Source organism: Actinomyces sp. 2119 (assembly GCF_003591215.1).
Taxonomy (GTDB): Bacteria; Actinomycetota; Actinomycetes; order Actinomycetales; family Actinomycetaceae; genus Actinomyces; species Actinomyces lilanjuaniae.
The window spans coordinates 300,962-322,576 of record NZ_QYRR01000002.1 but is presented as its reverse complement, the minus strand read 5'-3'; the positions used below and the strand labels follow the sequence as shown (position 1 = coordinate 322,576).

Here is a 21,615-nt window from a genome sequence, read left to right as displayed (position 1 = left end):
GCCTCAAGGAACACCGTAAGGAACACCGTAAGGAACAACGTTTGGATAACGACGGTATCAGAAACATACAACCCTCTTCCCAATGACTGTGTGTTCTAAACATCACACTAAGAATCCCTCTTCGCCCTCCCACCACATTGTCAGGTCACCACCAGGGGCCAGGTCAGCAGGGCGCCCGCCACCAGGTAAGGGCCGTAGGCCATGGGGTCCTTGCGCCCGGCCCGACGGGAGACCAGCAGGAGCACGGCGGCCAGCCCGCCGAGGAGGACACCGACCCACAGGGCCACCAGGACCACCAGGCCGCCGTACCACCCCAGCCACAGCCCGATAACCGCGCACAGCTTGACGTCGCCCATCCCCAGGCCTGAGGGGAGCAGCGCGAGCAGCAGGCTGGCACCTCCAGCCCCCAGGCCGCACAGCACCGCCCGCAGGGCCGCGCCCGGGCCCCCCGGTCCGACCATCACGGCCACCACTGCGCTCAGTCCCAGCCAGACCGTCGCCGAGCCCAGCAGCCGGTTGGGCAGCAGACGGGCCACGACATCGACGCTGGCGGCACACGTCAGCAGGGCATAGACCGGCACAGCCACCAGCGCCGCGCCCGTCGCCCCCACCCGCAGACCCCATCCGGCGCACAGCCCGCAGGACAGCAGCGCGAGCACGGCCTGCGGCCCGGCCCCCAGGAGCCCCGGCCACACCAGCCGCTGGCCCGGGGTGGCGACAGCATTGCCGGTATCACCATCACCCGCATCATCACCACCATCACTGCCGTCACTGCCGTCACTGTCGTCATTGCCGTCACTACCGTCGCCGGTATCTTCATCGGGGACCGGCTCGCGGACGTAGCGGCGCGCCCACGCCGACACCGGCCCCGCTACCACCACCACCGAGCAGACGAGGACAGCACCGAGCAACCAGGGGGCGAGTGCGGACAACGAGCTGAAGGTCCCAGAGAAAGCCCCAGAGAAGAGCGGCGCAGGGAAGAGCACCGGGGAGGGAGACAGGGATGACGGTGAGGGCACGACAGCGTCCCTCAGTGGCCCTGGACCGCGACGTTGCCGCACCTAGCGGCGTCAGCAGCCCCACACGGACCGGTCAGGCCAGCCGGGTCCACCGCACCGGCCGGGTCCGCGAGAACCACGCTCGACAGCACCGCGCCGGGGGCCACCCCCGCACGAGCGGCCTGCCCTTGCGCCATCTCCACCACTGCCGCAGCACGCGGACGAGGCAGCCCCACACGGCCGGGCGCCAGCGGGGCGACCGCGAGCACCTCGCCGGAGCGGGCGATATAGACGACATCAATGGGATAGCGCATGCCCCAGCAGTGGACCCAGCTGCATCGCGTGATCCACACGGCACCGTCGATTCCGTCAGTCCCCAACAGACCGGTGCGGCGCTCGCTCCTGCTGCGCGCCGTCCACACCGGCAGGTCCGTCACCTTCCCGTCGACGGCAAGTCGGGGGAGCGGGCTTGTCGCTACGGCTGACCAGGTCGGTGTTGTCCTAGGCACGCGCGGAGAATACAGAGCCGCCCGGCCCCCTCATAAGGGGCGTCCGCCCCCACACGACGGGGCGTCAGCAGGGCACGACGAGGTACCGCCAGGTGGAAGGCCGTGCTCCAACCGCGCCGAACCGATCCTCAGTAGGACGCGCCTCCCGCCGCGCAGGCGACTCGCCGCCGCACCTGCGGGACCATCCCACTCATCTGAGTGCCCACCACGGCTCACGGCGGCTCTGCCAGCCGGACGCACCCACGACCACTAGGATGACCTCGTGATCTTCAAGGCAGTGCGCGAGGCGGCCCCGTACCCGGAGCACGGGGTCACGACCCAGCGCGAGTGGGCTGTCATTGCGCCACGCCAGGTTCGGCTGGCCGATCTCACTACCACGCGCGCGACCCTTGACCTGCGCACCCTCCTTGACGACGACTCGACGTTCTACGGAGACCTGTTCGCCCACGTCGTCGCCTACCACGGCGAGCTCTACCTGGAGACGGGGCTGCACCGCGCCCTGCGGGCCGCCCTCCAGGGGCGCACCGCCATCCACGCCAGGATACTGGAGGTCGACGCCAACGGCGTGCCCCGTCTCGCCCCGGCCCCGCCGACAGACTACTGAGAACTGCTGACGGACGACGGCGCCCACCGCTGTCGTCTACTACCCTGGGGGCGTGAGCAGCCCCACGGACCCACGTGCCGAGTACCGGCAACACATGCAGCGTCGGCAGACAACCGTCATCGGCACGGTTCTGGCTATCATGGCCGGCCTGGTCGTGATCGGCCTGCTGGTGTGGACCGGTCTGATTCCCCTGAGCGGCCCGGCCTTCTCCCGCGACGAGGCCACCGAGGCCTACACCCCGCCCCCCTGCCCCCCGGCCGACTCCACCACCGTGGACCTCACGGGGCTGACCATCAACGTCTACAACGGCTCGGAGACTATCGGCCTGGCCGGCACTGTGGAGACCGCGCTCACCGACGCCGGCCTGACGGTGGGCACCGCTGACGACTGGCCTGAGGACTACCGCGGGAACGTCCAGATCATGGTCTCCCAGGCCGGGCTGGTCAACGGGTACTCCCTGGCCCAGATCTTCCCCGACTCCACCGTGCAGATCGACACCAGCCTGGACCCCTCCGACGAGACGGTCTCTGTGGTCCTCGGCGCGGAGTACGCTCACACGGTACTCACCGCTGACGAGATCGCCCTGGTCGGCTCCGGCCAGACAATCGTCCCGCCGTCAGGCTGCGTCGCCCCCGGCGATGCGACCGCTGCGGCCACCGACGACTAGCCCACTGACGACAAGCCGACAGTGCCTGGCACTGACCGGCACCGACCGGGACTGACCGGCTCAGGCTGACTCAGCCGACTGGCTGGCCTGCCCCGGCCCCGCTTCCCCTCAGGTCCCACCGCTCAGTCCTGGGCGGCTCGGGTGGCTACCCGCTGAGAGTAGGGCGGGCCCTCCAGCTCGCTGCCCGCAGGGGCCGAGGCCGGGGAGACCTGCTCCAGGTTGGTCCCGCGCACCCTCGAGATCCACCGCATAACGTGGTAGATGACAATTGCGGCGGCCGAGCCCAGGGCGATCCCCTCAAAGCTCGTCCCGTTCCACACCAGGGTGTAGTTGGCAATGGCCACCACCATGGACACCGCAGCAGTGTTGAGGTTGACGGGGTCAGAGAAGTCCACCCGGTTCTGTACCCAGATACGGACCCCCAGCATCCCGATCATGCCGTACAGCACCGTGGCCGCCCCGCCCAGGACACCCGCAGGGATCGTCGCAATCACCGCACCGAACTTAGGCAGCATGGACAGGACCAGCGCCGTGACAGCTGCCACCACGTAGGCCGCTGTCGAGTAGACGCGAGTGGCCGCCATGACACCGATGTTCTCCGCGTAGGTCGTGGTGCCCGACCCGCCTCCCGCTCCGGCCAGGACTGTGGACAGCCCGTCAGCAGCCAGGGCACGCCCGGTGACGTCGTCGAGGTCCTCCCCCGTCATGGCGGACACCGACTTCACGTGCCCGATGTTCTCCGCGACCAGGACCAGCACCACAGGGACGAACAGCCCCAGGAGGGAGACGTCGAAGGCGGGAGGGTGGAAGCCCGGCAGCCCCGCCCAGGACGCGGAGGAGACCGCGGAGAAGTCCACCTCACCGCGTAGGCAGGCTGTCAGGTAGCCCGCCAGCACGCCGATCAGGATCGCCAGGCGGCTGATGATCCCCTTGAACAGGACGGTCACTAGCAGGACGGACACGATGGTGACCACGGCGGTCACCGGAGCGGCCTGCACGTTGTCCCACGCTGACGGAGCCAGATTGAAGCCGATGAGGGAGACCACCGCACCGGTGACGATCGGTGGCATGAGCCGGTCAATCCAGGAGGCACCCGCCAGGTGGACCACGACGCCGACGACCAGCAGGGAGGCTCCCGCTGCGATAACACCCCCCTGAGCCAAAGAGGCCCGGTGGGCGTCAAGGGGGGCGCCTCCGTCGGCTACGTAGCCGGTGACCGCACCGATCGGGGCGATCAGGGCGAAGGACGACCCCAGGTAGCTAGGTAGGCGTCCCGAGGTGATCCCCAGGAACAGCAGCGTCCCCACCCCGGTGAAGAACAAGGTGGTGGCCGGGTCGAAGCCTGTCAGCAGTGGCACCAGGAAGGTGGCGCCAAACATGGCCACGACGTGCTGAACGCCGATACCAATCGTGCGTGGCCAGGTCAGCCTCTCGTCAGGGGCCACGACCTCGCCCGGCGTGACGGAGCGACCGTCACCGTGAAGGCGCCAGCCGCGGGAGAAGGGGAGTGAGGAGGGCAGCGGGGACATTCTTCTCCTGCCTGCAGTGTGGACAGATGCGTGGGGCAGGTGAGCGTCGGCGGCCGACGTCGTCCGCGCCTGCGCAGCAGGACCCGGCAGAGCCTGCCGGGCCTTCAGCATAGGCGTGCGCCCACGAGCTGGTCGACCTAGGCAAGGGTGGGATCGGTCGCAGGTCTGTCACTCCTGGGGCAGGTCGCCCGTGGCTACGAGGCGCTCACGCCCGTGCAGGCATCAGGCATGATGAGGTCATGAGCCCGCCCCCACCCCTACCACCGCAGCAGGCCCCCGGAGCCGGATCGGCAGCCTCAGCAGCCTCGGCGGCGGATCTGGTATCTGACCTGTGGCCAGGACCCTTCGCCGCCTTCCCCGGGACCGAGATGCTCCAGCCCTCAGAGGTCTTTGCCGGCCCCGGCTACCAGGCCCCGCAGCCCCGTACCGACCCGGTAGCAGCCCTCGCCCTGGGCTGCACTCTCCTGTCCCTCGTGCCGGGCGTGGGGATCCTCGCGCTGGGTCTGGGCCTGTGGGGCGCCCGACGCGTGCGGACCCGGTTTGCCACCGGGGCCTCCCTGGCCCGGCTGGCAGTCGTCGTCGGTGCCGCCGCCACCGTCGCCTGGCTGTGGCTCGGTGCGCTGCTGCTGCTCCCGATCTCCTGAGCCTCTCCCGTGCCGCGCCTTCCCGCGGCACGACGACCACCGGTTCCCCTGAGACAACGGTTCCCCTTAGGGTAGTGGCGTGAAGCCTTTCATCATGGTGTCTACGCGTCCCGAGCTGGAAGCGGCACAGCACGAGTACGAGTCATTCCTGGCGCAGAGCGGGCTGGCCCGCCAGGACCTGCAGCACGTCCAGCTGGAGGAGATCGACTTCCTGGACGCCTTCACCGCCCGTGACGTCTCCGGGGTCTTCATCGGTGGCAGCCCCTACAACCCCTCGACTCCCGCGACCGCCAAGACCCGCAGCCAGCTCAGGGTAGAGGACCAGGTGCGCGAGCTGCTAGCGGTAGCCCTCAAGGAGGGCGTGGCCCTGCTGGCTACCGGCTTCGGCCTGCAGGTGCTGGCCGCCTACCTGGGGACACAGGCCGAGGAGGAGTTCGGCGAGGAGCTGGGCGCCGCAGACATCTTCCTCACCGCGCAGGGCCGCGAGGACCCGCTGCTTCACGGAATGCCCCAGGTGTTCAGCGTGTTTGTCGGCCACCACGAGGGGGTGGGGCAGATCCCGCACAACGCGACCCTGCTGGCCAGCTCCCCGGACTGCCCCGTGCAGATGATCCGGGTGGGCAAGGCTGTCTACGGAACCCAGTTCAACCCCGAGCTGGACGCGGCCCGCTTTGAGCAGCGCGTGAGCATCTACGCCGACGCCGGCTATGGCGACCCCGACCTGAGTGAGGACATTCTGTCCAAGGCCCGCTCCGAGGCCCCGCACGAGGCCGGACGGATCATCCGCAACTTCGTGACCCACTTCAGGCGGGACTAGAGCCTGCTGCGTCCCCCTGCGCCGAGGGGGGCCGAGGGGATCGGTTCGGGAGCGGGCCGCAGGCTCCGGGGCAGGACAGGCTCAGGACAGGTCTGCGTAGGCCAGGGGCACGTCAGCCACCGCTTGGGCGATCGGCGTGTCACCGTCGTGGAAGGGGATGACCCGACCGACGCTGCGCGGCTCGTCCAGGACAGCCGCGATAACGCGTGCCACGTTGCCTCGCGAGGTCAGTGCCGACGCACCGGACTGGTCATCTCCGCCGACCCGCTCCACGGTGATGCGCCCCGACGGCTCCTGGGCCGTCAGCCCGCCGGGCCCGAGGATCGTCCACTCCAGGTCGGTGGACTGGAGATGGCGGTCAGCGGCGATCTTGGCAACGGCGTAGGCCCGCAACGGGTGGTCCTCCGGGACCTCGCCGTAGGCAGTGATGAAGGAGACCATGACGTAGCGGGTGGCGCCCGCTGCCGCAGCAGCGTCCATGGAGCGCAGCGCCGCTGCGCGGTCAACGGCGTCAGTGCGGGCCGGTCCGCCCTTGCCGCCCGCTCCGGCTGACCACACGACCGCCCGTGCCCCGGCAAAGGCCTGCGTGAGCTGTTCGGTACTCGCCTCCTCCACGGAGAGCACCACCGGTAGGGCGCCGGTGGCGGACACCTCCTCAGCATGGTCCGGGTTACGGATCAGGGAGAGGACCTCGTGGCCTGCCTCAACGAGCAGCGGAGCGGTGAGAAGAGCGACCTTGCCGTGGCCGCCGACGATGACGATACGAGACATGAACAGGTCCTTTCGACTGGCACCAGGCGGTGCCGTTGCTGCTGCCCCAGGCGAGCACCTTCTGCGCGACGACCAGGGCTGGCCTGGGTCCTGCCTGGAGCGGCCCCGGACGTGGCTGCCATCCTCCACCTGCCACCGGGTCCCCGGCCAGCCTCACTCGCCGCCCGCGAACGCGCCCGCGAACGAGGTCAGTCGCGAGCGTGCACCGCCACGAAGTTGGCCAGCACCTTCCAGGAGTCACTGACGTCCGGCTCACTGGTCCAGGCCTGGATACGCGGCAGGTCCTGCGTCTCAAAGTACCCGTGCCCGGCGTAGAAGCCCAGGCGGTAGGACAGGGCGGGACCATCAAGCTCGGGGTGGAACTGGGTGGCGTAGAGATTGCGACCGACCCGCAGCATCTGGTAGGGACAGGAACCTGAGGTCGCCAGCACCACGGCGTTGCGGGGTGGCACCGTGACAGCGTCCTTGTGGGCCACGAAGGCGCGGAAGGTCGCGGGGATGTCGACGCAGACCGGGTCGTCAAGCCCCTCAGGCGTGAGCGTGACCTCCGGGGCGGAGACCTCCTCCCGGTAGGTCCCGTCAACCACCGCCCCCTGGTGAGTTGCCAGGGTGCCCACACCGTAGCAGGCTCCCAGGAACGGGAAGTCGGCCTGCACCAGACGGTCGAGGAGCGCGTCGAACTCGGCCTCCACACGCAGCTGGGTGGCCGACTTCCTCTCCGCAGGTGTCGTCGTGTTGAAGGGGGACCCGCCCACGATGATGCCGGACCAGTCCTCAAGGCTGATCTCCGGCATAGGACGAGCCTCGAGGCGGTGGCGTACCAGGGTGGACTCCTCCAGACCGGTACGCAGCAGGAACGACTCGTACTCAGCATCCGCAGGCCCGTCAGCGTCACGGGTCGCCAGGAACAGGAAGGGCTTCACACCACGACTCTAGCGAGCAGCAGGCGGCGCAGCCGCATGATCGTGCACGCCGGGCACGTGGCCTGCTCCACGCCGGGCTACGCCTCGCGACGGGCCAGCCGGGCCAGGACAGCCTCAACGGCCTCGTGGACCACGACCGACGCCGGCTGCTGCGCTGTCGAGCCAGCCGGGGCAGCGCGACGGCCGCTAGGCTGACTGACAGGACCAACGGCCTCGTCGACGAGAACCAGCGCCGCGGTGGCCACCCCACCGCCAGCCAGGGCCATCCCCTCCGCGACCGTGTCCGTGACGACGGCGTCGACTCCCATGCCAGCCAGGATCCTGGCCTCAGCGGGAGTGGGGCGGAGCGGACCCGCCCCCAGGGCTACGACACCGGTGCCTCGCACTCCGGGCAGACGCGACACGCGTGTGGTCAGGTCCTCGTCCCAGGTGGCCTGGATCAGGCGCTCGGAGGGAAACAGCGGCGTGCCCGAGAGGCTGACGTGGTCACCGACGGCCAGGAGATCACCAGGAGCCGCCCCGCCCACGGAGGAGGCGCGGGTGACCAGGAGAGCGGCTCGAGCACCGGAGCCCGCCACGATCCTGGCCAGCGCCGTGGTACTGCGAGCGGGGTGCCCCTCGTACAGGCAGGTACGGCCCCGGGCGACAAGGACGCCGAGGCCACCGCGGTCGTAGGAGAGCAGGGCGTCCTCCTGGTCGGCACTCCTGGGCTCCAGGACCCCCGGCAGAAAGGACAGACGCACCCGCGCCTGAGGAGCGCCCCAGGCCGCGTCCAGCTCGGCCAGAAGCTGCGGTTCACACACGACCAGAAGGTCGTGACGCGGCCGACCCGTAGCCAGGAGGATGGAGACTCCGGCGGGGTCCTCGTCCCAGGTCTCAGGCACAGCTGGCGACAGGGCCATTGGTCCTCCCTCTGTCGTGTGTGGTTGACGTACCCGAATGAGGGTAGCGCTATAAGACACCGTTTACCTGCGCACGCCTGTGAGAAGCACCTAGGATGATTATGGTCTGCTGGAGAGAACCTCAAGAGAGTCTGGGTATTCTGAAGTTCTCTCGCCACGCCGGACCGCCGTCCAGTCAAGGCGAGATTCGTCACGTAAAGCGCTTGAGCAGACCAGGCTGAGCCGTTACGCACACCGGCAGGTCAGGCCGCCAGCAGCACAGGAACCACGGCACCGCTGCGCACACGTAAGCCCGGGTCGCCCCGTCATCGTGAGGGGCCACCCGGGCACTGCGGCGGTAGCGCTGGGATTCGAACCCAGGGTGGCTGTAAACCACACAGACTTTCGAGATCTGCACCTTCGGCCGCTCGGACACGCTACCTTGTGGCACCGAGGGTACACGGGGCCTCCAGCTCCCTCCAACGGGCGGCTGCTGCGAGGTAGGTCACCACATAGCTGACCGGGCGCCGGGCGGCCGGTCGACGGGCGCAGGCTCCAGCCGCACGAGCAGCGGAAGACCGTGTCGCAGCGATCCACTGGCCTTACCGGCTGGCCTTACCGGCCCCATCAGGCCTCAGGCACCTGCCTGATGACCCGGGCCGGGACGCCGCCGACGACGGTCCGCGCGGGCACGTCCCTGGTCACGACTGCCCCTGCGGCCAGGACCGCCCCGTCCCCCACCGTGACGCCGCTGGTGACAACGACCTTGGCTCCCACCCAGACGTCGTCACCCAGTCGGATCGGAGCCGGGTGGGTCGTAGCCCGGTCGGCGACCGCAAGGGAGTGGTCCAGCGTCGCCAGGACCACGTCGTGCCCGATAAAGCAGCGGTCCCCGACCCAGATGCCGCCCTGATCCTGGAACCGGCACCCGGAGTTGATGAAGACCTGCTCCCCCAGGTGAATGTTGGCTCCGAAGTCTGTGGTGAAGGGCGGGAAGAGACGGAAGGACTCCGGGACGGCGCGAGTGGTGATGCGCTCCATGAGCGCCCGGATTTCCCCTGGATCGTGGTAGCCGGTGTTGAGCTCGGCCGTCAGACGCTGGACCTCCACGGCACGCTGGCTCTGGAAGGCCGCCTCCTGGCTTCCGCCACGGATCGGCTGGCCAGAGGCGACATAGTCAAGAAAGGTACGAAGATCCATCGCTACCCCCAGGTCATTTCATTGCCTGCAGTGCCCCTTGCAGCGCCACAAGGCAGGCGCAGCCCGGCCCCTGCAGGCCTAGTGTGTCACAGTGGGGACCGTGGCCACGAGCCCTCGGCCAAAGCATCGACGCCGCTCGTGGCAGCCCTCCCGCCGCCTACCGTCGCCGGGAGAAGAAGTCCTCCAGCAGGGCAGCCGACTCCTGCGCCCGCACCCCGGCACGCACCTCGACCTGGTGGTTGGCGCGCGCATCGCGCACCACGTCACGCACCGAGCCGCAGGCACCGGTCCTGGGCTCCCAGGCTCCCAGGACGAGCCGCGCCACCCGGGCCAGCACAAGAGCGCCGGCACACATGGTGCACGGCTCAAGCGTGACCACCAGCGTGCACCCCTGAAGCCGGGCGTCCGCGAGGACGGCTCCAGCGGCGCGCAGCGCCCGGACCTCCGCGTGCGCCGTGGGGTCGCGCTCGGCCTCACAGGCGTTGGCAGCCTCAGCCAGGACTCGACCGTCGGCTCCCAGGACCACCGCGCCCACCGGCACCTCGCCCTGCTCTCCCGCCGCCGCCGCGAGCTCCAGCGCTCGCGCCATGGCTGCAGAGTCGGCAGAAGAGGCAGGAGGTAATGCCCCAGAAGAGCCTGCGGAGCCCGGTATCGCCGACGTCGCCCACGTCGCGTCCAGCCTCGGCCCCTGTCCCACTGCCCCAGGATGGCAGACCAGCCTCGCAGTCCCGCACGCACCACGCCCCAACAGCCCCGAGAACCGGGCAGAGACCTCCTCGCGACAGAAGAGACAGATCTCACAACAACCCCGCTCATTCCCCCAGATACCAGAGGTCGTACCACCAGATTTCAGCAGCGCAGCAGGGGCTGCGGTTGCCATATCTCCATGAACCTGCCAGGGTCGCCCCGGTTTGCACGAATCTGCCTGGGTCACCACGACAGGCACGAGCCACAGTGACTACGAACGGAGCACATCGGTGTCTCAGCCACCAGCACGTCCTATGACCGGGGCTGCCGCCAAGGAAGCCACGGAGCAGCAGACTGAGCACTCGCCGCGACAGGTCCTCAACGCGCCGGTCTTCGTCTCCTCCGCCATCGTCATCGCTGCCATCGCCCTGAGCGCCATCTTCTTCCCCCAGGCGGTGTCAGACGCCTTCGGTAGCGCAGTCTCCTGGACGGGTCGCTGGTTCGGCTCCTTCTACATCCTCCTGGTCACCGTCACCCTCCTCTTCTCCATCGTCCTGGCGCTGTCGAAGTTCGGCAAGATCCGGCTGGGACCCAGCAACTCCACCCCCGACTTCTCCACCTTCTCCTGGGCCGCCATGCTCTTCGCCGCAGGCGTGGGAACCGCCATCATGTTCTACGCCGTGGCCGAGCCGGTTGCCCAGTACATGGCGCCCCCCACAGGAGAGGGCCAGACTGTCGAGGCCGCCCGTAACGCCATCGTCCTGACTCTCCTGCACTACGGCATCACCGGCTGGGGCCTGTACTCCATCGTCGGCATGGCCCTGGCCTACTTCGCCTACCGTCGCCACCAGCCCCTGGCCGTGCGCTCCACCCTGCGCCCCCTGCTCGGCGACCGCGCCGACGGCGTGCTGGGGCACGTCGCTGACGCCGCCACGCTCATCGGCGGGGCCGTGGGCATCGCCGCCTCACTGGGAGTCGGCGTCGTCCAGCTCAACGTCGCCCTGACCATCCTGTTCGGCCTGCCTCAGGGCACCCCCACACAGATCGGGCTCATCGTCCTGTCCGTGCTCATGGCCACCATCTCCGCCGTGTCCGGGGTGGACCGTGGCGTGCGCGTCCTGTCCAACATCAACGTCCTGCTCGCGGTGGGCCTGGCCATGTGGGTCCTGGTCACCGGCGACACCGCCTTCCTCATTGACGCGATCGTGGGCAACGTCGGCGACTTCATCACCCAGTTCCCCTCCCTGACCCTGGAGACCTACGCCTACGACCGGCCCACCGAGTGGCTCAACAGCTGGACACTCTTCTTCTGGGCCTGGTGGATCGCCTGGGCCGCCTTCGTCGGCATGTTCCTAGCCCGCATCTCCCGCGGGCGCACGATCCGCGAGTTCGTCATCGGCGCCCTGGTCCTGCCCTTCAGCTACGTGCTCATGTGGAGCTCGATCTTCGGCAACAGTGCGCTGGACCTCATCCGCTCCGGCAACCTGGACTTCGCCGAGCTGACCGTCAACGAGCCCGAGCAGGGGCTCTACACCCTGCTCACTCACCTCCCCGGGGGCACCTTCCTCGTCGCGCTGGCACTGTTCATCGGGATCCTCTTCTACGTCACCAGCGCGGACTCCGGCGCCCTGGTGATGTCCAGCCTGTCCAGCCACGTGCGCTCCGAGAGAGAGGACGCCCCTGCCTGGCTCCGGATCTTCTGGGCCAGCCTGGTCGGTGTCCTCACGATCGCCATGCTCGTGGCCGGCGGCATCCCGATCCTCCAGCAGGCCACCATCGTCATGGCCCTGCCCTTCTCTGCCGTCATCATCGTCATCATGTTCTGCCTGTGGAAGGCGCTGAGCACCGAGGCGAGCCACAGCGTGACCCGCTCGCAGGCCTACCGTAACCGCAGCCTGGGCCTGACCGGGACCGCAGCGGGGCTCACGCGCATCTCCTGGCAGGACCGGCTCTCCCACACCTTCAACACGGTCTCCCCCAGCCGCGCCAAGCGTGCCCTGGACAACCGCATCGTCCCCGCCCTGGAGGCCGTGGCCACCGAGCTGCGCAAGGAGAACCTGCACGCTGAGGTGGTCGTTGAGGGTGAGGAGGCTCAGGACCCCGACGACGAGCGTAACTTCCTGGGACGCGCCACCCTTGTCGTCAGCGCGACCGAGGCCGGGGAGTCCGCAGAGGGCGAGGACTCCCTCGACACCGACTACGAACGTTCCAGCGGGCTGGACTCCTTCCGCTACGTGGTCCGCATGGTCCAGGCCCCCGTGCCCGCCTACGGTCCTGTGGTCCACGAGGCAGACGACCTGACCGTGCGCCTGGAGGTGCGTCCCAGCGGCGGCGGCCAGGGCTACGACCTCATGGACTGGTCCGCCGACCAGGTAGCCCACGACGTCCTGGACCACTACGAGCGCTGGCTGGAGTACCTCGGCTTCACCGAGACGGCGGCCCGGGCCTCGGGCGGTTCCGCCCAGTAGGGCGCCGCACAGCGCTCGGCCGTGTACAGGCGTACGCCACCCGCGCTGCACGCCTGTACACAGAACAGGCACAACAGGGTCGGGCGGGACCGCAGAAGCCAGCGGTCCCGCCCGAGCCTGTCACTAGAAGGTGCACGACGACGGGCTCAGTCCTCCTCGACCTGATAGGTGGCCAGGTACCCGATGAGCTCAGGGTCGCGGTGGTCGACAGTCAGGCTGTGGCCCTCGTCCAGGGCAGCCACGGCCTCCAGGTCAGCCTCGTCTAGCGAGAAGTCCAGAATGTCGAGGTTCGCGGCCATGCGCTCGCGCTGGACCGACTTAGGGATAATGATGACGTCGCGCTGCAGCAGGTAGCGCAGGGCCACCTGGGCCGCGGTCTTGCCGTGCCTCTGCCCTACCCTCGTAAGCACCGGGTGGGTGAAGATGTTGTTCCTCCCCTGAGCCAGCGGCCCCCAGGACTCCAGAGCAGTACCGTACTTGGCGTACCAGGGGCGGCTGTCCACCTGCTGGTTGAACACATGGGTCTCCATCTGGTTGACCGCAGGGGCCACGTCGACGTTGCCTGCCAGGTCCACAAAGCGGTCAGGGTAGAAGTTGGACACGCCGATGGCGCGCACCTTGCCCGACTCCAGCGCCCTCTCCATGGCGCGGTAGGTGCCGTAGTAGTCGCCGAAGGGCTGGTGCACCAGGAGCAGGTCGATGTAGTCGGTGCCCAGGCGGCGCAGGGAGCCGTCGATGGAACGAGCCGCCTTGGCCTCCCCGGCGTTGGAGATCCACACCTTGGTGGTCAGGAAGACCTCCTCGCGCGGCAGGCCGGAGGCCGCCACGGCGGCCCCCACACCCGCCTCGTTACGGTAGGCCTGGGCGGTGTCGATGTGGCGGTAGCCGACCTCCAGGGCCTCGCGCACCGCCTGCTCGGTCTCCTCCGGCGGGGTCAGGAAGACGCCGTAGCCGATCTGCGGGATGGTCACCCCGTTGTTAAGAATGATGTCCGGAATGGTCTGGGTAGTCATGACACTCCTTCGTGGTCCTCTGGCAGCTCTTCGACGGGCTGCGGTGGACTCGGCGGAGCCGCGCGCATCACCGCAGACACCCCTGCTGCTTTCTCACGCTGTCGAAGCGCCTGCACGTGACGCCTCACCGCATTGCCATGGTAATGGCGCCGCGAGAACGCGGCGCACAGCCCAGCCCAGACTGCGCCAGCCGCGTATCTCCCGGCGCGCTGCCTTGCGCAACAGGCCTGGCTATGTGCAAATTAGGTCACACCGATCGGCGAGCCACAACGATCGGGCTTCCCCTCCGTGTCCCCACGCCTGATCCGCAAGGTCCTACACGCTACGCAAGACACACTCGGCCGGAGGACGCGTCGACGATGTGCAGCATCCCTGCCGTCCTGTGGCATCCCCTTCAGCGTCCCCCGCAGCATCCTCGCGGGGACGCCTACCAGGCCAGACGCAGGCAGGGACCGTACCCTGGTCCCATGCGCCTGCTCGTTGCCGACCACCCGCTCATCAACCACAAGCTCTCCGTCCTGCGTGACGCCAGGACACCCTCGGCGGTCTTCCGCCTGCTGGTAGACGAGCTCGTGACCCTCCTGGCCTACGAGGCCACACGGGAGGTGCGTACCGAGCAGGTGGACATCACCACTCCCGTGGCCGTGGCCCACTGCCGCCGTCTGGCCGACCCTCGCCCTATCGTGGTGCCGATCCTGCGGGCCGGGCTGGGCATGCTGGAGGGCATGACCCGGCTGCTACCCACGGCTGAGGTCGGGTTCCTCGGCATGAAGCGCGACGACGACACCCTTGAGGTAGAGACCTACGCCAACCGCCTCCCCGAGGACCTATCGGGGCGCCAGTGCTTCGTCATCGACCCGATGCTGGCCACCGGGCACACCCTGGTCGCAGCCATCGACTACCTGCTGGAACGCGGCGCCCGCGACGTCACCGCCATCTGCCTCATCGCTGCCCCCGAGGGCGTAGCCGCCCTGGAGGCGGCGGTCGGCCAGCGCGCCAACGTCACTGTGGTGACCGCTGCAGTAGATGACAGCCTCAACGAGCACGCCTACATCGTGCCGGGCCTGGGCGACGCCGGGGACCGGCTCTACGGGATCGTGGACTAGCCCGGGCCCAAGGCAGCCCGAGTGCTGGTCGCGCGCCGTCTGCAGGGCGCAGCACTCACTATGCTTCCCTCGTGAGTGAGTCGCAGAGCGCAGCAGGCGGGTGGGCATCGGCAACGGACCACACCACCGTGGACCGTGACGCCGTCGACCGTGACGCCGTGGACCGTGACGCCGCGACAGCAGCCAGCCGGTTCGCCCCACCCGGCGACCTGGAGCGGATCGCGGCTGCACGCCCTGACCTGCACCCCGTCCTGGCAGCGAACCCTGCCACGCCGTCGCCGCTGCTGAAGCACGTAGCCCAGTCCGCTGACCCGAGGGTTCAGGAGGCCCTCAGGAGACAGTCGCAGAAGGCAGAGGCAGCGCCGCACCCCTGGGCTGCCGCGTCTCGCACAGACGCACCGCTCACACCCGGACCATCCGCCGCCCCGTCTGCTGCTCCACCCTCGCCTCCCCTCACCACCCTGACGCCCAGACCGCCCCGCAGGCGGAGGCTGGCCCGGTCACTCGCCGTCGTCCTGGCGGTCCTCCTGGCACTGGGCGGTGTCGGCGGGGCTGGCTGGTACTGGTGGCAACGGGACTGGTCCAGTACCACCGTCAGCACGACAGGCGTGGTGATGCTGTCCGACTCCTGGGTCGCCGGCGCCCACACACTGTGGCGGGAGGCGGTCGATCGTGACGCCGAGGTCGTCGTCCTCGGGAACTACCTCCTGGCACTGTCCGGGCAGGACAGCACCAGTGACACGGTCACCGCTCACGGGTACAGGGTGACGCCCACAGCACTGGAGGACATCTGGACCTCCGAACTTCCCAGGCCCGGTGAGGACAGCCCTGTCGATCCCCTGGACACCCCGACACCACTGACCCTGTGGGGACAGAGCACCGCCGTCTACGGCTCGGTCCTCATCGACCTGGAGACCGGGTCCACGAGCAGCGCCCCGTGGAACGACGACCAGGCGGCCGGTATCGCAGGCACGACCGCCATCACCTGTACCGAGAGCGACAGGTGTACAGCCTGGGGTGAGGACCGCGAGCGGCTGTGGTCCCTCTCCCTGCCGGACATGGGCACGGACGCCTACAGCGACGGAGCCTCAGCCGACTACACCAGCAGCGTCTACCTCCCGGTCTTCCGGCACGGCGACGACGAGTTCGTCATCATCGCGGGGGCCGTCATCAACATGGCGACCGGGGATCCGCTCCCGCTGACGGGCCCGCGCAGCGACTATGCCTACACCCTCGCGGCCCAGGACGGGTGGGCACTCGTCTCCAGCCGGGCCGGCAGGAGCGCTCAGACTGTCACCACCTACACAGTCGAGGGGTCGAAGCTCGATGAGATCACGGTGCCGCGGGAGAAGTCCCTGCACACCGTCGGCTCCTGGACCGCTCTGAGGACTTTGGACCAGATCACCTCAGACCTGCGCGACCCTGGTCCCTCCGCCAGCGGCGTGCTGGTACGCACCGACAGCAGCTACTGCGTCTATGAGGTCGTCGTGGAGGGTGAGAACTCGTTCCCGGTACCGCACCGCTCCACGGACACCACCTCCTGCCCCGCTACGGGGATACTGCTCAGCCAGCGCACCGCCATCGCCCTGGTCCCGAACTCCTACAACCCAACGAACGCCTTCACCTCCATCATGGACCTGCGCACTGGCGCGGAGGTCGAGTTCCCAGGAACAGACCCGCAGGACGGCACCACCTACACGGCTTCCTCCCCCGAGCTTGTCATCGCCGCCTCGCCTGGGGACGGCACGCTGACCGCCTACGCCCCCGGCACCTAGGCTGACCAACCGTGATTGGCGCCCAGGTGCCGGGCAGGAGACCACGGCAGCCCCGGCTCGCACGCAGCACAGGGCACCCCGGGGCTCCTCAGCACCCCGAAGCTCCTCAGAAGGCAGGCAGCACCGAGCCGTCGCTCCAGTTCTCCTCAATAAAGGCGCGCACGTCGTCGTGGTTGAGGAGCTCAGCGAGCTTCTGGAGGCTCGCCTCCTCCCGGTCCCCGGCGCGCACGACGAGCTGGTTGACGTGGGGGCTACCCTCAGCCGTCTCCAGGAGCAGCGAGTCCTCGTTGGGGGCCAGGCCCGCGTCGATGGCGTAGTTGCCGTTGATCACCGCGGCGGCGGCGTCAGGCATGGAGGCGGCCGTCTGCGCCCCGTCGACGGTCTCGAACTCGAAGCCGCTCGGGTTAGAGGTGACGTCGTTGGCGCTGGGCATCTCGACGGACTCGTCCAGCTCGATGAGACCGTTGTCAGCCAGCAGCTGCAGCCCGCGGGCCGCGTTGGCAGGGTCACTGTTGATCAGGATAAGACCCCCCTCAGGCAGGTCGTCCACCGAGGTGTACTTGGAGGAGTACAGGCCCAGGGGCTCGATGTGGACGTCGGCAATACTGACGAAGTCGTAGCCCTTCTCGTCGATCTGCTGCTCCAAGAAGTTGGGGGTCTGGTAGAAGTTGGCAGCCAGGTCACCATCGTTCAGGGAGGTGTTCGGCGTCTGGTAGTCGTTGATCTCCACGATGTCCAGGCTGATACCGCTGCCCTCGACCAGGTTGTCCTGGACGTACTGCAGGATCTGCACGTGGGGGACGGGCGTGGCACCGATCGAGATGACGACGTCGTCGCCCTGCTGCTCAGTACCGGGGATCGGCCCCGAGCTGCTGCTGCAAGCGGCCAGGGTCGCCCCGACAGCCACGACGAGGCCGGTGGAGAAGGCGCGACGGGTCAGGCCGACCGACCTGCCCGGTGCCGTCGCCACGCGACGCCGGGCAGAGACAGGAGAAACGGAAGACATGTGAGAGGTCCTTTCAGATACGAGCCGTGGGTCCCAGGCCAGCAGGGCGCTGGCCACGGCAGCTGCAGGGGGTCAGGTAGGCAGTCGCCAGCACAGGCCGACTGCCGCCGAGGCCAGGCGTCGTACCGGGGGTGCCGGGCAGCCGCTGCCGTGGATAAGACCAGTCATCCCCCAGCAGCTGCCAGGACCGAGGCGGCTCGCCGTTCCTCCGGCTGGTGGTTGCCTCAGCGGTGGTCCACCAGCCGGCTGAGCATGTCGCCAGCCAGCTGGATGACAGCGACGATCAGCAGGATCAGGACGACGGAGACGACCATGACATCAGACATGCTGCGGTTGTAGCCGTACTGGATGGCGAGGTCCCCCAGGCCCCCGCCCCCGATGGTGCCCGCCATGGCGGTGTAGCCCAGGAGGGCGATCAGGGTCACCGTGGCCGACTGGATGAGAGTGGGCAGCGCCTCCCGGACTAGCACCCCCCAGGTGATCTGGGTCCCGGAGGCCCCCATCATAAGAGCCGCCTCGACCTTGCCGTGGTCCACGTTGTTGACCGCCGTCTCCACTAGTCGCGCGTAGAAGGGAATCGCCCCGATGGTCAGCGGGACGCAGACGGCCTGCCAGCCCAGGGAGGTGCCCACAATCAGCCGCGTCAAGGAGGCGATCGCGACCATGAGGATGATGAAGGGCATGGAGCGCCCGACGTTGACCACGAAGGAGAGGACCTCGTAGAGAGGACGATTGCGGTGCTGGCCACGCGTGCCCGTGGTCACCAGCGCCAGTCCCAGGAGCAGCCCCAGGACGACTGTCAGGAAGCCCGAGACAAAGGTCATCTGCATCGTCTCGGTGACGGCGCTCAGGAGCCTGCGCTCGAACACCGGGTTGTTCTGCCACGTCTGGTCCTCACTGCTGGCTGCCAGAAGCACAGGGGCCGCACCCAGAGCCGCCTGCGTGGAGCCGTGCGCGGCAGCAGAGACACTCATAAGAAGACTCACGCTCGTACCTCCGCAGTGATACCGGCCTGGCGCAGCGCGGTGACGCAGCGCGATGCCTGGGTAGCAGGAACAGTCACGGCTAGACGGCCGATCTGGGCTGCCCCGACCGTCTCGAAGACCCCGGAGGCGATGTCCCCGCCCAGCTCGGCCACCATCGACATCAGGGCAACAGCGGCCGGCTCACCAGGGTGTGCCGTGACACAGACGTCAAGGACGGCATCCCCCTGGGACCGAGCAGCCTCAGGGACCGCCGGGAGGGGGACCACCTCACGGGAGAGCCGGGAGGAGGTGTCGAGCACGACGTCCTCCAGGCGGCCGCCCTCCACGACCCGGCCTGCCTCCAGCAGGCTCACCGCGTCACAGACCTGGCGGACCACGCTCATCTCGTGGGTGATGATAATGACGGTCAGCCCCAGGGCGTCACGCACGTCCCTGATAAGGTCCAGGATGGAGCGCGTGGTCTCCGGGTCCAGGGCAGAGGTGGGCTCATCGCACAGGAGGACGGAGGGGTCGTCGGCCAGCGCCCGGGCGATACCGACACGCTGCTTCTGACCGCCGGAGAGCTGTGCCGGGTAGGAGGCACCCCGGTCAGCCAGTCCCACGAGCTCAAGCATGCGCTCGACGGTCTGGCGGCGCTGGCCCCTGGGCACGCCCGCCAGGGCCAGGGGGTAGGCAATGTTCTGCGCCGTGGTGCGCTGGTCCAGGAGGTTGGCGTGCTGGAAGACCATCCCGATACGACGGCGGGCCTCACGCAGCTGACGCGCGGACAGGGATGTCATGTCCTGCCCGGCCACACGGATGCGCCCCTGGGTGGGACGCTCCAGGGAGGTCAGGCAGCGCACCAGCGTGGACTTGCCCGCCCCGGAGGTCCCGACGATGCCGTGGATGGTCCCGGGGGCGACGTCAAGGCTCAGCCCGTCCAGGGCACGCACCTGCGCCCCTCCACGTAGTCGGTAGACCTTGCGGACGTCCTTCAGCGAGATCATGGGGTCGGGCGACGCCGGGGCGTCCTCCTCGGGAGCCGGTGTGCTCACCGCTGGTCCGCTCACTGCTACCTCCATCGGTCCTGGCGGAAGCACCCGCACCGCGACGGGGGTTGCTGCAACGTCAACGAGCCAGGTCTCTCGGCTGCTCTGGATGGTCGGCTACACGTTACGCATCCGGGACCCCGCAAGCAAGCTGACACCCTCACGCCGTGGCCGAGCCACGGGGCACAAGCTCGCCCACAACTATGCTGACACCCGCCCCAGGAGGCCTCCGCGCGTCGAGGACTGTGCTTGGATCACACTATGAGTCCCGCACCGTCCTCACCCTCGTCTGCCTCCGGCCCCCTCGCCGAGAGCCTCACACCTGACATCCTGGGAGACCCGTGGGTGGCCCGGCACCTCCCCGTGCGGGAGTCACCCCGGAAGGCGCCCGGCGCCCACCACGCCGTCCTGGTCCATCAGCACCAGGCCGGGCGGGCAGGCGTGCCACGACACGCCAAGGCCGTGCTCTACATCCACGGCCACAGCGACTACTTCTTCCAGACCCACCTAGCCCAGGCCTACCTGGAGACGGGCTACGAGTTCTACGCCCTCGAGCTGCGCTCCTGCGCCCGGGCCGGGATCGGGCACCCACGCCCCCACAGCGTGCGCGACCTCCGCGTCCACGACGAGGAGATCGCCAAGGCGCTGCACGTCATCCGCACCGAGCACGGGCACGCAACCGTGGTCCTCAACGGGCACTCCACCGGTGGCCTGCAGGCAGTCATCTGGGCGGCCGACCACCCGGCCACGGTGCAGGCAGTAGTCCTCAACTCACCCTGGCTGGACCTACAGGCCTCCGCGTTCATGCGCTCCTACGGAACCGCCTTCGTGGATCTCCTGTCCCGTCACGACCCCGACCGAGTCATCCCCGACCCCCGCAACCCGAGGCGGGGAGCCGGCGTCCCCGACGTCTACGTACGCTCCCTGCACCAGCACTGGGAGGGTGAGTGGGACTGGGACCTGGCCCTCAAGCCGGCGGTGTCCCTCCCGGCGCGCGCCGGCTTCCTGACAGCGGTCCGCCGCCTGCACCGCGAGGTGCACCACGGCCTGGGCATCCAGGAGCCTGTCCTGCTGTGCTGCTCGACGACCACGGGGCCGGTATCACCGACGGTCCAGGAGGCCCAGCGCAGCGACGTGGTGCTGTCAGTGGAGCAGATGCTGGCACGCGCACCCCTCCTGGGACCGGACGTGACGGTCTGTCAGGTCCCCGAGGGGGTCCACGACCTGTCGCTGTCCCGGCCCGCCGCCCGAGCCCAGTACCTGGCCTCGGTCACCCAGTGGCTGCGGGCCCGGCTGGGCTGAGCGCCCGGCAGCCTCACATCCAGGGCCGCAGCCGCACGGCCAGCTCGTCACTGACACGCTCGACCACCTGGAGCGTGTCAGTAAAGTCCTCCACGGACCCGTACCAGGGATCGGGCAGGTCTGGCACCGCCCCCGGAGCCGCCGCAGTGCCGGATACCGGCGACGCACCCGGCTGAGGCGACACCTCAGGATCCAGCGCCCGGTACATCACTACACGGGAGGGGTCAGCGCCCAGGCGCTCACCCCGGCGCCGCAGCTCACGCCAGTGGTGGGCGGTCATGGCCAGGAGAAGGTCGTTACCCAGGATCTCAGCGTCGCTGATGCGGTGGGCACGGTGGCCCGCAATGGCCTCAGAGGCCGTCGGGCTGGTGTAGCCCGCCTCAGCCAGCACGCGCCGCGCCCGGGGGTCAATGGGACTGCCCTCCTCCTCGTCAGAGGTGCCTGCCGACCAGACCACGACGCTGGTCCCGGCCACGGGCACCCGCCGCGAGACAGCGTGCTGAGCGCGCCTGGCTGCGCCACCTGGCCCCCTGTCCACCCCTACGGCAGCAAGGCGGTCGCACAGCACCACCCTCGCCATGGCGGAGCGGCAGATGTTGCCGGTGCAGACCAGCATGACCTGGTACAGGCCGTCAGTCTGGGGCGGCGGCAGGGCGACAGGGGCGCTCGAGACAGTCATGGCTCCATTGTCTCCCGGGGCT

The 21,615-nt window shown here is 68.9% G+C and carries 21 protein-coding genes, 1 tRNA gene and 1 riboswitch; of the genes, 8 read left to right on the top strand and 14 right to left on the bottom strand.

What is annotated here, in order from left to right; all coding sequences use genetic code 11:
* Nucleotides 1–140 precede the first annotated feature (140 nt).
* Nucleotides 141–1,019 (bottom strand): prepilin peptidase, encoded by an 879-nt coding sequence (locus D4740_RS03245; RefSeq protein WP_259390630.1) that lies wholly within the window; start codon nucleotides 1,017–1,019, stop codon nucleotides 141–143.
* An 11-nt stretch (nucleotides 1,020–1,030) separates the two neighbouring features.
* On the bottom strand, nucleotides 1,031–1,507 hold the full coding sequence (locus tag D4740_RS03240) for a DUF192 domain-containing protein (protein WP_119835490.1): 477 nt from the start codon (nucleotides 1,505–1,507) through the stop codon (nucleotides 1,031–1,033).
* Nucleotides 1,508–1,769: 262 nt separating this feature from the next.
* Here D4740_RS03240 and D4740_RS03235 point away from each other — a divergent pair, with 262 nt between their 5' ends.
* Complete coding sequence (locus D4740_RS03235; RefSeq protein WP_119835489.1) at nucleotides 1,770–2,111, top strand: type II toxin-antitoxin system VapB family antitoxin; 342 nt, start codon at nucleotides 1,770–1,772, stop codon at nucleotides 2,109–2,111.
* 52 nt (nucleotides 2,112–2,163) lie between these two features.
* Nucleotides 2,164–2,778: a LytR C-terminal domain-containing protein gene (locus D4740_RS03230; protein WP_310732063.1), complete on the top strand. Its 615-nt coding sequence runs from the start codon at nucleotides 2,164–2,166 to the stop codon at nucleotides 2,776–2,778.
* 122 nt (nucleotides 2,779–2,900) lie between these two features.
* Here D4740_RS03230 and D4740_RS03225 read toward each other — a convergent pair whose 3' ends face one another.
* The gene (locus D4740_RS03225; RefSeq protein WP_119835487.1) at nucleotides 2,901–4,307 is read right to left on the bottom strand and encodes a uracil-xanthine permease family protein; all 1,407 of its coding nucleotides are present in this window, start codon (nucleotides 4,305–4,307) and stop codon (nucleotides 2,901–2,903) included.
* Nucleotides 4,308–4,546: 239 nt separating this feature from the next.
* Between D4740_RS03225 and D4740_RS03220 the strand changes: the two genes are divergently transcribed.
* Both D4740_RS03220 and D4740_RS03215 read left to right on the top strand, forming a co-directional pair.
* Nucleotides 4,547–4,951, top strand: coding sequence for a hypothetical protein (locus tag D4740_RS03220; RefSeq protein ID WP_243106805.1), 405 nt, complete (start codon nucleotides 4,547–4,549; stop codon nucleotides 4,949–4,951).
* A 79-nt stretch (nucleotides 4,952–5,030) separates the two neighbouring features.
* Complete coding sequence (locus D4740_RS03215; protein ID WP_119835486.1) at nucleotides 5,031–5,768, top strand: glutamine amidotransferase-related protein; 738 nt, start codon at nucleotides 5,031–5,033, stop codon at nucleotides 5,766–5,768.
* Nucleotides 5,769–5,849: 81 nt separating this feature from the next.
* On the opposite strand, the gene D4740_RS03210 is transcribed toward D4740_RS03215, so the two are convergent.
* The 6 genes from D4740_RS03210 to tadA form a co-directional block, all read right to left on the bottom strand.
* Complete coding sequence (locus D4740_RS03210; protein ID WP_119835485.1) at nucleotides 5,850–6,539, bottom strand: NAD(P)H-binding protein; 690 nt, start codon at nucleotides 6,537–6,539, stop codon at nucleotides 5,850–5,852.
* 188 nt (nucleotides 6,540–6,727) lie between these two features.
* On the bottom strand, nucleotides 6,728–7,462 hold the full coding sequence (locus tag D4740_RS03205) for a glutamine amidotransferase (RefSeq protein ID WP_119835484.1): 735 nt from the start codon (nucleotides 7,460–7,462) through the stop codon (nucleotides 6,728–6,730).
* 77 nt (nucleotides 7,463–7,539) lie between these two features.
* A complete protein-coding gene (locus D4740_RS03200) occupies nucleotides 7,540–8,364 on the bottom strand; it encodes a purine-nucleoside phosphorylase (protein ID WP_119835483.1) in 825 nt (274 codons plus the stop codon).
* Nucleotides 8,365–8,699: 335 nt separating this feature from the next.
* Nucleotides 8,700–8,785 (bottom strand) — tRNA-Ser (locus D4740_RS12820).
* Between the two features lie 185 nt (nucleotides 8,786–8,970).
* On the bottom strand, nucleotides 8,971–9,543 hold the full coding sequence (locus tag D4740_RS03195; protein ID WP_119835482.1) for a DapH/DapD/GlmU-related protein: 573 nt from the start codon (nucleotides 9,541–9,543) through the stop codon (nucleotides 8,971–8,973).
* A gap of 157 nt (nucleotides 9,544–9,700) precedes the next feature.
* Nucleotides 9,701–10,195 (bottom strand): tRNA adenosine(34) deaminase TadA, encoded by a 495-nt coding sequence (tadA, locus tag D4740_RS03190; RefSeq protein ID WP_259390644.1) that lies wholly within the window; start codon nucleotides 10,193–10,195, stop codon nucleotides 9,701–9,703.
* Between the two features lie 349 nt (nucleotides 10,196–10,544).
* Here tadA and betT point away from each other — a divergent pair, with 349 nt between their 5' ends.
* On the top strand, nucleotides 10,545–12,698 hold the full coding sequence (gene betT, locus D4740_RS03185; protein ID WP_119835480.1) for a choline BCCT transporter BetT: 2,154 nt from the start codon (nucleotides 10,545–10,547) through the stop codon (nucleotides 12,696–12,698).
* Between the two features lie 146 nt (nucleotides 12,699–12,844).
* Here the strand turns inward: betT and D4740_RS03180 are convergent, their stop codons facing one another.
* Complete coding sequence (locus D4740_RS03180; protein WP_119835479.1) at nucleotides 12,845–13,711, bottom strand: aldo/keto reductase; 867 nt, start codon at nucleotides 13,709–13,711, stop codon at nucleotides 12,845–12,847.
* Nucleotides 13,712–14,178: 467 nt separating this feature from the next.
* Here D4740_RS03180 and upp point away from each other — a divergent pair, with 467 nt between their 5' ends.
* Nucleotides 14,179–14,817, top strand: coding sequence for a uracil phosphoribosyltransferase (gene upp / locus D4740_RS03175; RefSeq protein ID WP_119835616.1), 639 nt, complete (start codon nucleotides 14,179–14,181; stop codon nucleotides 14,815–14,817).
* Nucleotides 14,818–14,888: 71 nt separating this feature from the next.
* Nucleotides 14,889–16,592, top strand: coding sequence for a hypothetical protein (locus D4740_RS03170; RefSeq protein ID WP_147392834.1), 1,704 nt, complete (start codon nucleotides 14,889–14,891; stop codon nucleotides 16,590–16,592).
* A 106-nt stretch (nucleotides 16,593–16,698) separates the two neighbouring features.
* Here the strand turns inward: D4740_RS03170 and D4740_RS03165 are convergent, their stop codons facing one another.
* The 3 genes from D4740_RS03165 to D4740_RS03155 all read right to left on the bottom strand — a co-directional run bounded on the left by D4740_RS03165 (nucleotide 16,699) and on the right by D4740_RS03155 (nucleotide 19,645).
* On the bottom strand, nucleotides 16,699–17,598 hold the full coding sequence (locus D4740_RS03165; protein WP_119835477.1) for a MetQ/NlpA family ABC transporter substrate-binding protein: 900 nt from the start codon (nucleotides 17,596–17,598) through the stop codon (nucleotides 16,699–16,701).
* Nucleotides 17,599–17,822: 224 nt separating this feature from the next.
* Entirely contained in the window at nucleotides 17,823–18,572 is a 750-nt protein-coding gene (locus D4740_RS03160) for a methionine ABC transporter permease (RefSeq protein WP_119835476.1), read from the bottom strand.
* 8 nt (nucleotides 18,573–18,580) lie between these two features.
* Nucleotides 18,581–19,645, bottom strand: a complete 1,065-nt coding sequence (locus D4740_RS03155; protein WP_396027217.1) for a methionine ABC transporter ATP-binding protein — start codon at nucleotides 19,643–19,645, stop codon at nucleotides 18,581–18,583.
* Nucleotides 19,639–19,728, bottom strand: a riboswitch (SAM riboswitch). It overlaps the preceding gene by 7 nt.
* A gap of 145 nt (nucleotides 19,729–19,873) precedes the next feature.
* Between D4740_RS03155 and D4740_RS03150 the strand changes: the two genes are divergently transcribed.
* Nucleotides 19,874–20,914 carry an alpha/beta hydrolase gene (locus D4740_RS03150; RefSeq protein WP_119835474.1) on the top strand — a complete coding sequence of 347 codons (1,041 nt, stop codon included), beginning with the start codon at nucleotides 19,874–19,876 and terminating at the stop codon, nucleotides 20,912–20,914.
* A 13-nt stretch (nucleotides 20,915–20,927) separates the two neighbouring features.
* Here D4740_RS03150 and D4740_RS03145 read toward each other — a convergent pair whose 3' ends face one another.
* Nucleotides 20,928–21,593: a low molecular weight phosphotyrosine protein phosphatase gene (locus tag D4740_RS03145; RefSeq protein WP_119835615.1), complete on the bottom strand. Its 666-nt coding sequence runs from the start codon at nucleotides 21,591–21,593 to the stop codon at nucleotides 20,928–20,930.
* Nucleotides 21,594–21,615: the final 22 nt, after the last annotated feature.